The organism is Luteibacter sp. PvP120 (genome assembly GCF_054055715.1).
Genome location: NZ_JBSRXP010000008.1, coordinates 88433 through 101438 on the forward strand (window position 1 = coordinate 88433; position 13006 = coordinate 101438).

Genomic DNA, 13006 nt, shown 5'->3' on the forward strand with positions numbered 1-13006 from the left:
ACGGGCTCAGTGGGTCGGCTTCAGTGGATCGTGCTGTCGGCTTCGACGGCGCGCCAGACGCTCTTCCCGCCGGCGGCCTTGTCCAAGGCATCCAGACGCGCCGTGTGCAGGGCCAGTTCTTCATCCGTGGCACGCCGCACCACGGGACGACGGGTGATGACGATCTCCCCCAGCACGTCGGTGCGCTCGTGGTCTTTCGACGCATCGAACGCGAGGTCGAGCACGACCTGGCCCGACGTCATGCCGATATAGACCTCGGCCAGCAGCTGGGCGTCCAGCAGGCCGCCGTGGAGGTCGCGCTTGGTGTTGTCCACGCCCAGCCGCTTGCACAGCGCATCCAGGCTGTTGCGCTGGCCGGGGTACATCGCGCGCGCCATGGCCAGCGTATCCAGCACGCTGGCGTGGTCGGTGGTCTTGCCGTACTCCGGCCCCAGGCGCTTCAGTTCGGCGTCGATGAAGCCGACGTCGAACGCCGCGTTGTGGATGATCAGTTCGGCGCCACGGATGAAGGCCAGGAACTCGTCCACCTTGTCGCGGAACAGCGGCTGGTCGACCAGGTCCTCGTCCTTGATGCCGGTGACCTTGCTCGCTTCCTCGTCGATGGCGCGCTCGGGATTGAGGTAGGTGTGGAAGTTCCGCCCCGTGGGACGGCGGCCGATCATCTCGACGGCGCCGATTTCCACCAGACGATGGCCGAGGTGGGCTTCCAGGCCCGTGGTTTCGGTATCGAGAACGATCTGCCTCATGCCACCTTGCCCTCCTTGTAGAGAATGGCCTGGTCGCGCGCGGCGACGTCCACGCGCTCGTTTTCCACGTGGCCGTTGTGGCCCTTCACCCATTCCCAGGTGACGGTGTGCGCGGCGGCGGCGGCATCGAGGCGAATCCACAGGTCCTGGTTCTTCACCGGCTTCTTGTCGGCGGTTTTCCAGCCGTTGCGGCGCCACTTGGGCACCCACTCCTGCACGCCCTGCATGACGTATTTCGAATCGGTCATGAGGTGCACCTTGCAGCGGCGGGTCAGCGCCTCCAGCGCAGAGATGGCACCCATCATCTCCATGCGGTTGTTCGTGGTGTCGCGTTCGCCGCCGGCGAGCATCTTCTCGATGCCCTTGGCGCGCAGCAGCGCCGCCCAGCCACCCGGACCGGGATTGCCCAGGCAGGCGCCATCGGTGAAGACTTCGACGGTATCGGTATCTGTAGAGGTATCGGTCATGCGGCTCAGCTTAGGGGTTCACGGGCGTTACGGCGGGCACCGGAGGCCAGCGTGCCGGGGATCGGCGCCGGCACGGCCACCATGCGGGGGCGCAAGGGTACCGCCGACGGACGCTTTTTGCGCGCCACGAGGAAATAACCGCCACCCACCAGGGATCCCGGGCCGGACGCGCCGCCCACACGGGGCCACGCACTGCCGACGCGGCGCGGCATCGACAGCTCGAATTCGTCGCGGACCAGGCGCTGGCTCCACCACCACGGCCAGGTAAGCCGTGGCCGCGGGGCCCGGCTCTGGCGGGCCACCCATGGCGACCACAGGCCGAAGGGATGGATGCCGGTGATCGCCAGCATGCCGCCCGGCGCCAGGACGCGGATGGCCTCGTCCAGCAGGTTGTCCTGCCGCGCGGTGGTCTCCAGGGCGTGCCGCAGCAGCACTACCCCAAACGCCTCGTCGGCGAACGGAAGGGCCTCCAGGCCGCTGGCCCGGATGTCGCCGCCCAGGGCGGCTCCGGCGACGCGAACGGTGGCCCAGTGGCCCAGCAGGGGCATCGCCGGGGGCTCGGCCTGGGCGGACGTGGTCAGGTGCAGTCCGTGGTCGCCCGTGCAGCGCGCGAGCAGCGGCGCAAGCACCGCCGCCTCGTCCGCCAGCAGCTTGCGGACCTGGGGCGTCACGTAGATGTCGGGGGCGAAAGCGGCCATGGAGGTGAAGTGTAACGGCTGCTGGCGCGGCGCAGGGGTTAACGAACGGCTAACGAGCAGGTACGACACGGCTGATATATTCCGGCGTCCCCGCCCCGCGCCCCAGGTGCAAGGCGGCCATTCCTGGGTGTTCGCGCCCGATCCACGTCACGGAGTTCGCCCGATGCATTGGGTTGCCGTCGCGGCTTTGAGCGACAACTACATCTGGCTGGTCGCCGACGACGAAGGCCAGGCTTTCGTCGTGGATCCCGGTGAAGCCGCCCCCGTCGAAGCCGCGCTTCGCGAGCATGGCTGGCAGCTGCGGGCCATCCTGCTGACGCACCACCATAACGACCACATCGGCGGTGTGTCCGACCTCGTGCGCGATCACGACGTCGAGGTCTACGCCACGGCCGATCCGCGCATCCAGCCAAAGAACCATTTCGTCGAAGACGGCGACGTCATCACGCTGGAGGCGCCGCGCGCCACCTTCCGGGTGATGGCCGTGCCGGGGCATACGCGCACGCACGTGGCCTATGCCGGCGAAGGCTTCCTGTTCTGCGGCGACACGCTTTTCAGCATCGGCTGCGGCCGCCTGTTCGAAGGCACGCCGGAGCAGATGCTGGCCTCGCTGGATACCTTCGCCGATCTGCCGCCCGAGACCCTGGTCTGTTGCGCGCACGAATACACCGCGTCGAACATCCGCTTCGCCCTCACGGTGGACCCGGACAACCACGCCCTGCGCCTCCGTCGTGACGAGGTGGCGCGCTTGCGCGAGGAGGGCCGGCCCAGCGTGCCGAGCCGCCTCGCCGACGAGTACGCCGCCAATCCCTTCCTGCGCGTGGACAGCGAGGCCGTGGCCCGCTGGGCCCAGGCGCAAGGCGAGGCCCACGCCACGCGGACGGAGCGGTTCGCCGCGCTGCGCCGAGCCAAGGACAGCTTCAGCGCATGACCACACTCCACCGGCGGTTGTTACCCTCCCTCCTACCCTTCCTGCTGACCGCCTGCGCCACCGGCATGACGCCGCGCGTGCCGACGGCGCCCGTGGCCCCCGCGCCGCAGACGGCCCCGATCGACGACGTGACGATGGCACCGAAGCTGCTGCGTCCCGCGCCACCGGCCGATTTCTGGGCGAGCATGCGCGACAGCTTCGGCATGCCCGGCTGCGAAGCGGACCCTCAGGTGATGGCCTGGGCGCGCACCTACACGAAGATGCCGAACCGCTTCGAGCAGCAGGTCAACGAGGTGTTGCCGTTGATCGTCTATGCGCACAAGTCAGCCATGCAGCACAGCGTGGCCGGCGAGTTCGCCCTGCTGCCCTGGGTGGAAAGCCAGTATCGCCATGTGCCCGGCGCGAAGAACCGCCCTGCCGGCATGTGGCAGATCATGCCGCAGACGGCACACACGCTCGGCCTGCGCGTGGACAAGAATTACGACGAACGCCTGGACATCACCAAGTCCACGGATTCGGTGATGACGATGATGCGCCGCTACTACGATGATCTGGGCGACTGGCGCCTGGTCGACGTGGCCTACAACGCGGGCGAGTTCGGCCTGAAGAAAACCATCGACAGGCACGGCGGTCCGTCCGACGACCAGGGCCTGCCGGACGTGCCGATGAAGGCCAACACGAAGGAACACCTGGTCAAGCTGATGGCGATCGCGTGCATCGTGCGCGACCCGGCGCGTTTCAACGTGCAGTTGCCGAAGCAGGACCACCAGGACGCCTTGCAGGTGGTGCAGGTCTCCAATCCGCAGTCGCTGTCGCAGGCGGCGAAGCAGTCGGGCCTGTCCGTGACCGACCTGCGCGACCTGAATCCGGCCTACCGCACCACGAAGGGCACGGTGTCCGCGACGCTGCTGCTGCCGAAGTCCGCCGCCGATCAGTACCGGCTGGGACCAGTCGCCACGCTGGCCGATGTGGCGGACAGCCCGGCGTCGGATGACACCGACGACAACGACACGTCGTCGGCATCGGTGGCCAAGGGCAAGACCGGCAGCCACGGCAAGGCAAAGGGTGACGCCAAGGCAAAGGGCAAGAGGACATCCGTCGCCTCTGCGTCCGAGTCCAAGAAGAAGAAAATCCCGAAGAACGACGTGGTGATCCACAAGGTGGACAACGGCGAGTCGCTATGGACGATCGCCCGTCGCCACCAGGTCAGCGTGCAGCAGTTGATGAAGTGGAACGACCTGCAGACGCAAGCGGTCAAGCCCGGTCAGGTGCTGCGCCTCACGGCGCGCTGAGCGCTATCGGTCGCATTGCGCCGCGCTACCGCGACGTGTCACCGGGCGCCACCCGTCGAGGTGGCGCCCCGCGCCATCAGACCTGTACGACATCCCACTGCACGTCCGGCGCGACGTCGGCGCTGTAATCCACGCCTTCCGCCTCGAAACCGAACAGCTTGATGAAATCGTGCTTGTAGCCGGCGTAGTCGGTGACCTCGCGCAGGTTGTCCGTCGTGACGTTCGGCCACAGCGCCTTGCACTCGTTCTGCACGTCCTCGCGCAGCTCCCAGTCGTCCAGGCGCACGCGGCCCTCGGCGTCCGTGGCCGGCGCCTGGCCGTCCGCGCGATACAGCCGCTCGTGGAACAGGCGGTTGATCTGCTCGATGGTGCCTTCGTGGATGCCCTTGGCCTTCATGATCTTGAAGACCATGGACACGTAGAGCGGGATCACGGGAATGGCCGAGCTGGCCTGGGTAACCACCGATTTCATCACGCCGACGTAGGCACGCAGGCCGCTGGATGCGTAACGGCTGGCCAGCTCCTTCGCGGTGCGGTCCAGGTGCTGCTTCGCCTGGCCGAGCGTACCGTGCCAGTAGATCGGCCAGGTGATTTCCGTGCCGACGTAGCTGTACGCGATGGTGGTGGCATGCTCGGCAAGCACACCGGCCTCGCTCAGCGCGTCGATCCACAGCGCCCAGTCTTCACCGCCCATGACGGTCACGGTGTCCTGGATTTCCTGCTCCGTGGCCGGCTCGACGGATGCCTGGATCACGGCATCCTTGTTGGTATCCACGGAAGATGCGGTAAACGTCTCGCCGATGGTCTTCAGCGCGGAGCGCACCACTTCGCCGGTCTTGGGCAACTTGCGCACGGGCGAGGCCAGCGAATAGACGACCAGGTCGATCGTGCCGCCCATCTCCGCCTTGATCAGCTCGATGACCTTGGCGCGGGTTTCGTCGGCGAAGGCATCGCCGTTGACCGAGCGGCTGTACAACCCGGCCTGCCGTGCCAGCGTGTCGAACGCGGCGGAGTTGTACCAGCCGGCGGTGCCGGTCTTGCTCTCGCTGGACGGTTTCTCGAAGAACACGCCCAGCGTGGCCGCACCCTGCCCGAACGCGGCGGTGATTCGCGATGCCAAGCCGTAGCCGGTGGAGGCGCCGATCACCAGCACCCGCTTCGGACCTTCCGCGAAGGCACCGCTGGCACGGGTGATGGCGATTTGTTCTTCCACGTTCTTCGCACAGCCGACCGGATGAGCGGTGGTGCAGATGAAGCCACGAACCTTGGGTTGGATGATCACGGGTGGTTCCTTCGACGCGACAAGGCCACCATTGTAATACGCGCGATCGCGATCAGAGCCGGTCGTTGGCGACCTTGATCTCCCCACGCGCCTTGAGCGCCTGGATGTACTCGAGGGTGGCGGCCTGCGCCATCGCGTCGATCATCTGGCCGCGCAGGGCAACGCGCTGGGCTTTCTCGACCTTGGCCGGGTCACCGTCGGTCACCTTGTCCACCGTGACCAGCGCATACGTGCCGTTGCCGACGGGCAAGGCGCTCCAGCTGCCTTTGCCATCCACCGGATGCGGCAGCGAGAACGCGCGCTGCAACACGGCGGGCGGCGCATCCTTGACGCCAGCGAGCTTGCTGCGCTCCACGCCCGTCAGCGTCTGCACGGGCGCCTTGACCAGCGCGGCCAGGTCGCCGCCCTTGCTCAGCTGCGCGGCGAGGTCGTCGGACTGCTTCTTCGCGGCAGCGTCCACACGCTCGTCGAGGATGCGCTGGCGAATCGCCGGCGTGACGTCGGCCAGGGCCTTGGGCGCCGCGGCGGCATGCTTATCCAGGTGCATGACGACGGCGTCGCCCTTCTGCACCTGCACCAGCGAGGAGTTGTTGCCCTGGTTGACCACGTCGTCGCTGAACGCCGCGGCGACGAATTTCGGATCGGCGGCAACGCCTTCACCGCCGTTGCGACCGAACATCGGCGTGGTCTTGATCTCGATGCCCAGTTCCTTCGCGGCGGGCTCGAGCGAGCCGGGATTGCGCTCGGCCAGGTCGGCGAGCTGACCGGCACGCTCGTTGTAGAGGCGCTCGTCCTCGCCCTTGGCCCAGTCGGCGGCCAGCTGCGCGCGCACGTCGGCAAACGGCTTGGCATCGCCCTCGCGCGCATCGCGCACCCAGATGATGTGGTAGCCCTCTTCCGGCGACAGCACGGGCTCCCTGGTGATTTCGCCCTTCTTAAGGCCGAACATGGCTGCATCGAACGCGGCGTTGGCCACGCCCTTCTCCAGCCAGCCCAGGTCGCCGCCGGTGCGCTTGGAGCCCATGTCGTCCGAGTTCTCGGCGGCCAGCTTGGCGAAGTTGTCCGGCGTGGCTTCGGCGGCGATCTTCTTGGCCTTATCGAGCGCGGCCTTCTGCTGATCGGGCGTGGCGTTCTTGGGCACGTTGATGAGGATGTGCGACGCCTCGCGCTGCTCGGGCTGCGCGTAGCGCTGCTTGTTCTTGTCGTAGTACTCGTGCAGCTGCGCGTCCGTGGGCGCGCCGGGCTTGAGGTCGGCCTGCTTCACTTCGAGGTACTGCACCGAGACCTGTTCCGGCGTGGTGTAGTCGGCGATGTGCGACTTGTAGAAGGCATCGATATCGGCGTCGGACACGTTGGTGTCGGTCAGCGACGGACGCGGCAGCACGGTGTAGCGCAGGTCGCGCTGCTGGCCGTGCAGGCGGAAGAAGTTGTCGACGTCGGCGTCGGTGACCAGCGTGGTCGCGGAGATCGCTTCCGGGATCATCTGGGTGGCAAGCGACGCGCGGATCTTGGCCTCGTACATCGCCGGGCTCATGCCCTGCATGGAGAGGATTGCGCGATAAGCCTCCGGGCTGAACTGGCCGTTGACCTGGAAGCCGGGATCGGTGCCGATGGCGGAACGCACGGCGGCGTCCGACACGGTGAGGCCCAGGTCGGTGTTGGCCTGCTGCAGCAGCGCCTGGCTGATCATGCCGTCCAGCACCTTCTGCTTGAGCTCGGGTTTTTCGAGATCGGCGGCGGTGAACGGGGAATTCGGGTCTTGTGCGGCCTGCTGGCGCAGTGCGTTCAGGCGATCCTGCCACTCCTGCTGCGAGATCTCGTGATCACCGACCTTCGCGACGTATGTGTCGACGCGCGACACGAAGTACGACTCGATACCGAAGAACGCGACGGCGAACACGCAGACACCGAGGACGATGGCGGCGGGCCAGCCGTGGATCTTGTTACGCAGGGCTTGCAGCATGATGCGACTCGCACGGTATGCGCCGGGCCAATCCTGACCGGCGTGTAGATAAAACAAAGGCGCCACACGGGCGCCTCTGCAGACAATGGCGGAGTGGACGGGACTCGAACCCGCGACCTCCGGCGTGACAGGCCAGCATTCTAACCGACTGAACTACCACTCCACTTCCCGATGGTGGGTGCTGAGGGGATCGAACCCCCGACCAGCGCCGTGTAAAGGCGACGCTCTACCGCTGAGCTAAGCACCCCCTCCGGTAAGACCACTTAGTTTACGTGATCCTTGAGCGCCTTGCCAGCCGTGAAGGCAGGAACCTTCGACGCCGGAATCTTGATCTCTTCGTTGGTGCGCGGGTTGCGGCCCGTGCGAGCGGCGCGGCTGCGCAGCTTGAAGGTGCCGAAGCCAACGAGGGCGACGTCTTCACCCTTCTTGAGGGTGTCCTTGACCGCTTCGATCAGGCCCTCGAGTGCCTTGCCGGCATCGGCCTTCGACAGTTCAGCCTTTTCGGCAATAGCGGCGATCAGGTCGGTTTTATTCATCAGGTAACTCCTTTCAAAGGTAATTCGAACCGCCGGACGGCGATCCTTGGTGAGAAGACGTCAGGTTACGAATCTCACCGTGTGGCATGACTCAGCAACCCCGCGATACATGGCGCCCTTGCGGCGCAGGCGATGGCGGAGCGGACTTTATACCAGTGCCCTCCCCCTACCGCAATACGAGCAATACCAACGCTTTCAGCGCATATGCATGCTGTCCGGAGACTTGCGCGGCGCAACGAAAACGATTATCGCCAGACGATCGTGACAGGACGACGAAAACGAAAGGGGCGCGGTGCGCCGCGCCCCTTGACGTTCGACGACGTGGATGAACTCAGTGCGTCAGCGCGGGCGAACCCTTGCCTTTGCCCTTGCGACCGGTGGTCGGAGGCAGCTCCACCCCGGCATCGCCGTCGCCCTTCTTGCTCGGGCCGATAGGCCGTTCCAGCGCGAGGTCGAGCACTTCGTCGATCCACTTGACCGCATGGATGTCGAGTGAGCTGGTGATGTTTTCCGGCAGGTCGACCAGGTCTTTCTTGTTCTCTTCCGGGATGATGACCGTCTTGATGCCGCCGCGATGCGCCGCGAGCAGCTTCTCCTTCAGGCCACCGATGGGCAACACGCGACCACGCAGGGTGATCTCGCCGGTCATCGCCACATCCGAACGCACCGGTACCTTGGTCAGCGCCGACACAAGCGCCGTACCCATCGCGATACCCGCGCTGGGGCCGTCCTTCGGCGTCGCACCTTCGGGCACGTGGATATGGATGTCCAGTTTTTCGTGGAAATCCGGCTCGATGCCCAGTCCGGCCACGCGCGCACGCACCACGCTCAGTGCCGCCTGGATCGATTCCTTCATGACATCGCCCAGCTGTCCGGTGTGGACCAGACGGCCCTTGCCGGGCACCACGGAGGCCTCGATGCTGAGCAGGTCGCCGCCGACCTGCGTCCACGCCAGGCCGGTGACCAGACCCACTTCGTTCTGCTGCTCCGCGCGACCGAAGTCGAAACGGCGCACGCCGAGGTAATGGTCGAGGTTGTCACCATCCACACGCACCAGGTCGGGGGCAAGCACCTTGCCCTTCACGGCCTTGCCGGTCGCCTTGACCTTGGCCTTGGCTTTGGCCGGCACGGTGCCGAGGGCAATTTCCTTGACCACCTTGCGGCAGATCTTGGAGATCTCGCGCTCGAGGTTGCGCACGCCCGATTCGCGCGTGTAGTAGCGCACGATGTCTCGCAGGGCGCTTTCGTCGATACCCAGTTCTTCCACCTTCAGGCCGTTGGCCTTCAGCTGCTTGGGCAGCAGGTACTTCTGCGCGATGTTGAGCTTCTCGTCCTCGGTGTAACCCGGGATACGGATCACTTCCATGCGGTCGAGCAGCGGGCCGGGGATATTCAGCGAATTGGCCGTGGCAATCCACATCACCTCGGAGAGGTCGAGATCGACTTCCAGGTAATGATCGTTGAAGGCGTTGTTCTGTTCCGGGTCCAGCACTTCCAGCAAGGCGGACGACGGATCGCCACGGAAATCCATCGACATCTTGTCGATCTCGTCCAGGACGAACAGCGGATTTTTCGTGCCGACCTTATTGAGGTTCTGCACGATGCGGCCCGGCATCGAACCGATGTAGGTGCGGCGATGACCACGAATCTCGGCTTCGTCGCGCACGCCACCCAGGCTCATGCGCACGAACTTGCGGTTGGTTGCCTTGGCGATCGACTGGCCGAGCGAGGTCTTGCCCACGCCGGGCGGACCGACCAGGCACAGGATCGGACCCTTCATGGTATTGACGCGCTGCTGCACCGCCAGATATTCGAGAATGCGCTCTTTCACTTTTTCCAGGCCGAAGTGGTCGGCGTCGAGGGTTTCCTGCGCCAGCGCCAGGTCCTTGAGGACCTTGCTGCGCTTCTTCCACGGCACGCCCACCACCCAGTCGAGGTAGTTGCGCACCACGGTGGCCTCGGCGGACATCGGCGACATCTGCTTGAGCTTGTTGAACTCCTGGCGTGCCTTGGCGAGTACCGCCTTGGGCATGCCGGCGGCGTCGATCTTCTTCTGCAGTTCCTCGATCTCGTTGGTGCCCTCTTCGCCCTCACCCAGCTCCTTCTGGATGGCCTTCATCTGCTCGTTGAGGTAGTACTCGCGCTGGCTCTTCTCCATCTGCGACTTGACGCGGCCGCGGATGCGTTTTTCCACCTGCTGCAGGTCCATCTCGCCGTCGACGAGACCGATGAGCAGCTCCAGCCGCTCGCCCACGTCGGATGTCTCGAGCACGCGCTGCTTGTCGCCCATGCGCACGGAGAGATGCGCGGCGATGGAGTCGGCCAGGCGCGACGGGTCGTCGATGCCCGAGAGCGTCGCCAGGATTTCCGGCGGCAGCTTGCGGCTCTGCTTCACCAGCTGTTCGAACAGCGACACCAGCGAACGCGAGACGACGTCGAGTTCGCGCTCGTTCTTGCTGTACACCGGCTCGATGACGCGGGAGCGGCCGCTCATCATGCCGGCCTCGTCCTCGAATGCCTCGATCTGCACGCGCGACTGGCCCTCGACCAGCACCTTGACGGTGCCATCGGGCAGTTTCAGCAGCTGCAGGACGCCGGCCAGCGTGCCGACCTGGTGCAGGTCCTCGATCGCCGGATCGTCGATGTCTGGGCTTTTCTGCGCGACGAGCAGGATCTGTCGCTCGCCTTCCATCGCCCGCTCCAGCGCACGCATGGACTTGTCGCGCCCGACGAACAGCGGGATGACCATGTGCGGATAGACGACGACGTCACGCAGGGGCAGGACCGGCAGTAGGTCCAGCTCGGATCCGCTCGTGGTCTGGTTGCGATTCTTCGCCATGTGCTTGGGTTTTCCCTCAGGTTTTTTGGGCTCGCCCCGACACTGCGCCGGAGCCGCCATACACGTCAAGTGGTGGTTCGCGAAGGAACGATCAAGAGCGGAACCACGAAAGAAAACGGCCCCGGCGTCATGGACGCCGGGGCCGCGGTAGCGCTGCGATGCCGATGGAATCAGGCCGCGTCGCCGCCCTCACCCGCGATACGCTGCTGTTGCAGGTTGCCGCGGTAGATCAGGTAGGGCTCCGCCTGACCGTCGATCACGGCGTCGTCGACCACCACCTTGCTGACGTGCTCCAGCGAGGGGATCTCGAACATCGTGTCGAGCAGCACCTGTTCGAGAATGGTTCTCAGCCCACGAGCGCCTGTCTTGCGCTTGAGCGCGCGACGGGCGATGGCGGCCAGGGCCTCCGGGCGGAATTCCAGTTCGGCGCCTTCCATGTCGAACAGCTTGCGGAACTGCTTGGTGACCGCGTTCTTCGGCTCGGTGAGGATCTGCACCAGGGCAGCCTCGTCGAGTTCGTCCAGCGTGGCCACGACCGGCAGGCGCCCGACGAACTCGGGAATCAGGCCGAAACGGACCAGATCGGCCGGCTCGACTTCCGACAGCGTCTTGCCGACGTTTTCCGTGCGCTCCTTGGAGCGGACCTCGGCCTTGAAGCCGATGCCCGTGGTCTCGGAGCGCTGCTGGATCACCCTGTCCAGCCCGGCGAACGCACCGCCGCAGATGAACAGGATGTTGCGCGTATCGACCTGCAGGAACTCCTGCTGCGGATGCTTGCGGCCACCCTGCGGCGGCACCGAGGCGAGCGTGCCCTCGATCAGCTTGAGCAGGGCCTGCTGCACGCCTTCGCCGGAGACGTCGCGGGTGATCGACGGGTTCTCGCTCTTGCGCGAGATCTTGTCGATTTCGTCGATGTAGACGATGCCGTTCTGCGCCTTCTCGACGTCGTAATCGCACTTCTGCAGCAGCTTCTGGATGATGTTCTCGACATCCTCACCCACGTAACCGGCTTCGGTCAGCGTGGTGGCATCCGCGATGGTGAACGGCACGTTGAGCAGGCGCGCCAGCGTTTCCGCCAGCAGCGTCTTGCCCGAGCCGGTCGGACCGATCAGCAGGATGTTGGACTTGCCGAGTTCGACATCGTCGTTCTTCTGGCGCGACTCGATGCGCTTGTAGTGGTTGTACACCGCCACCGACAAGGCTTTCTTGGCGCGCGTCTGCCCGACCACGTACTGGTCGAGGGCTTCCATGATCTCGCGCGGCTTGGGGAGTTGGGTACGGCCGGAGGCCGCCTTCTCTTCGAGTTCCTCGCGAATGATGTCGTTGCACAGCTCAACGCATTCGTCGCAGATGAACACGCTGGGGCCGGCGATCAACTTGCGCACTTCATGCTGGCTCTTGCCACAGAAGGAGCAATAAAGAATCTTTCCGCCGTCGTTGGAACGGCTTTGCCGCTCGTCGCTCATGCTTTGGGCCCTACTGATAATCCAGGTGCGCTTTGAGAATAGCACAGCACTTCGCCCCTGGAATCAGGGGCGAAGTGCCGGTTTTCACAAGCGTGTACGTTCAAATCAAGCCGAGCGGACGGTATCGACCGCGCGCTTGTCGGGCACCGAGTCGATCAGGCCATACGCCTGGGCCTCGGCGCCGCTCATGAAGCGGTCGCGCTCGGTATCCCGGGCGATTTCCTCGACCGTCTTGCCACTGTGGTGGGCAAGGATGGCGTTCAGGCGCTCGCGCATGGTCAGGATTTCACGGGCGTGAATCTCGATGTCCGTGGCCTGACCCGAGATGCCACCGGCCCAGGGCTGGTGGATCATGATGCGCGAATGCGGCAGCGAATACCGCTTGCCCGCGGCACCGGCGGCCAGCAGCAGGGCGCCCATGGAGGCGGCCTGGCCGATGCACATGGTGCTCACGTCCGGCTTCACGAACTGCATCGTGTCGTAGATCGCCATGCCCGCGGTGACCGAGCCACCCGGGCTGTTGATGTACAGGTTGATGTCCTTGTCCGGGTTTTCGGACTCCAGGAACAGCAACTGGGCGACGATCACATTAGCCATGTAATCGTCGACCGGGCCGACCGCGAAGATGATGCGCTCCTTGAGGAGACGCGAGTAGATGTCGTACGAACGCTCGCCGCGCGAGGTTTGCTCGACGACGATGGGCACCAGGTTGAGGTTCTGGATCGGAGCCATGGACATGCGGTCTCTCCTAGGTGTGGGGCCCGGCTGTTGCAAGAGGATCGGTGC

At 65.3% G+C, this 13006-nt stretch carries 11 protein-coding genes and 2 tRNA genes; 2 read left to right on the top strand and 11 right to left on the bottom strand.

Going from position 1 to position 13006, the window contains the following annotated elements; translation table 11 throughout:
• Positions 1 to 20: 20 nt before the first annotated feature.
• From dnaQ to ACVKN3_RS15885, 3 genes are read right to left on the bottom strand one after another with little or no spacing between them, the layout of a single operon-like run.
• Positions 21 to 746: a DNA polymerase III subunit epsilon gene (dnaQ, locus tag ACVKN3_RS15875; protein ID WP_354516446.1), complete on the bottom strand. Its 726-nt coding sequence runs from the start codon at positions 744 to 746 to the stop codon at positions 21 to 23.
• Positions 743 to 1213: a ribonuclease HI gene (gene rnhA / locus ACVKN3_RS15880; protein ID WP_285400985.1), complete on the bottom strand. Its 471-nt coding sequence runs from the start codon at positions 1211 to 1213 to the stop codon at positions 743 to 745. Before rnhA ends, dnaQ begins: the two co-directional genes overlap by 4 nt.
• Before the next feature lie 5 nt (positions 1214 to 1218).
• Entirely contained in the window at positions 1219 to 1911 is a 693-nt protein-coding gene (locus ACVKN3_RS15885) for a methyltransferase domain-containing protein (protein ID WP_036142590.1), read from the bottom strand.
• A gap of 163 nt (positions 1912 to 2074) precedes the next feature.
• On the opposite strand from ACVKN3_RS15885, the gene gloB reads away from it, so the two are divergent.
• Positions 2075 to 2842: a hydroxyacylglutathione hydrolase gene (gene gloB / locus ACVKN3_RS15890; protein WP_354516449.1), complete on the top strand. Its 768-nt coding sequence runs from the start codon at positions 2075 to 2077 to the stop codon at positions 2840 to 2842.
• Positions 2839 to 4134 carry a transglycosylase SLT domain-containing protein gene (locus ACVKN3_RS15895; protein ID WP_354516451.1) on the top strand — a complete coding sequence of 432 codons (1296 nt, stop codon included), beginning with the start codon at positions 2839 to 2841 and terminating at the stop codon, positions 4132 to 4134. Before gloB ends, ACVKN3_RS15895 begins: the two co-directional genes overlap by 4 nt.
• A 76-nt stretch (positions 4135 to 4210) precedes the next feature.
• On the opposite strand, the gene fabV is transcribed toward ACVKN3_RS15895, so the two are convergent.
• The 8 genes from fabV to clpP form a co-directional block, all read right to left on the bottom strand.
• Positions 4211 to 5416 carry an enoyl-ACP reductase FabV gene (fabV, locus tag ACVKN3_RS15900; RefSeq protein ID WP_354516453.1) on the bottom strand — a complete coding sequence of 402 codons (1206 nt, stop codon included), beginning with the start codon at positions 5414 to 5416 and terminating at the stop codon, positions 4211 to 4213.
• 52 nt (positions 5417 to 5468) lie between these two features.
• Positions 5469 to 7379, bottom strand: coding sequence for a SurA N-terminal domain-containing protein (locus ACVKN3_RS15905; RefSeq protein WP_285400992.1), 1911 nt, complete (start codon positions 7377 to 7379; stop codon positions 5469 to 5471).
• Between the two features lie 86 nt (positions 7380 to 7465).
• Positions 7466 to 7542: transfer RNA gene (locus ACVKN3_RS15910), tRNA-Asp, on the bottom strand.
• Positions 7543 to 7551: 9 nt separating this feature from the next.
• Positions 7552 to 7626, bottom strand: a tRNA-Val gene (locus ACVKN3_RS15915).
• Positions 7627 to 7642: 16 nt separating this feature from the next.
• Positions 7643 to 7915: an HU family DNA-binding protein gene (locus tag ACVKN3_RS15920; protein WP_036112061.1), complete on the bottom strand. Its 273-nt coding sequence runs from the start codon at positions 7913 to 7915 to the stop codon at positions 7643 to 7645.
• Between the two features lie 331 nt (positions 7916 to 8246).
• On the bottom strand, positions 8247 to 10754 hold the full coding sequence (gene lon / locus ACVKN3_RS15925) for an endopeptidase La (RefSeq protein ID WP_285400997.1): 2508 nt from the start codon (positions 10752 to 10754) through the stop codon (positions 8247 to 8249).
• Positions 10755 to 10924: 170 nt separating this feature from the next.
• On the bottom strand, positions 10925 to 12220 hold the full coding sequence (gene clpX, locus ACVKN3_RS15930) for an ATP-dependent Clp protease ATP-binding subunit ClpX (protein WP_285400999.1): 1296 nt from the start codon (positions 12218 to 12220) through the stop codon (positions 10925 to 10927).
• Positions 12221 to 12325: 105 nt separating this feature from the next.
• A complete protein-coding gene (clpP, locus tag ACVKN3_RS15935; protein WP_369931343.1) occupies positions 12326 to 12952 on the bottom strand; it encodes an ATP-dependent Clp endopeptidase proteolytic subunit ClpP in 627 nt (208 codons plus the stop codon).
• Between the last annotated feature and the right edge of the window lie 54 nt (positions 12953 to 13006).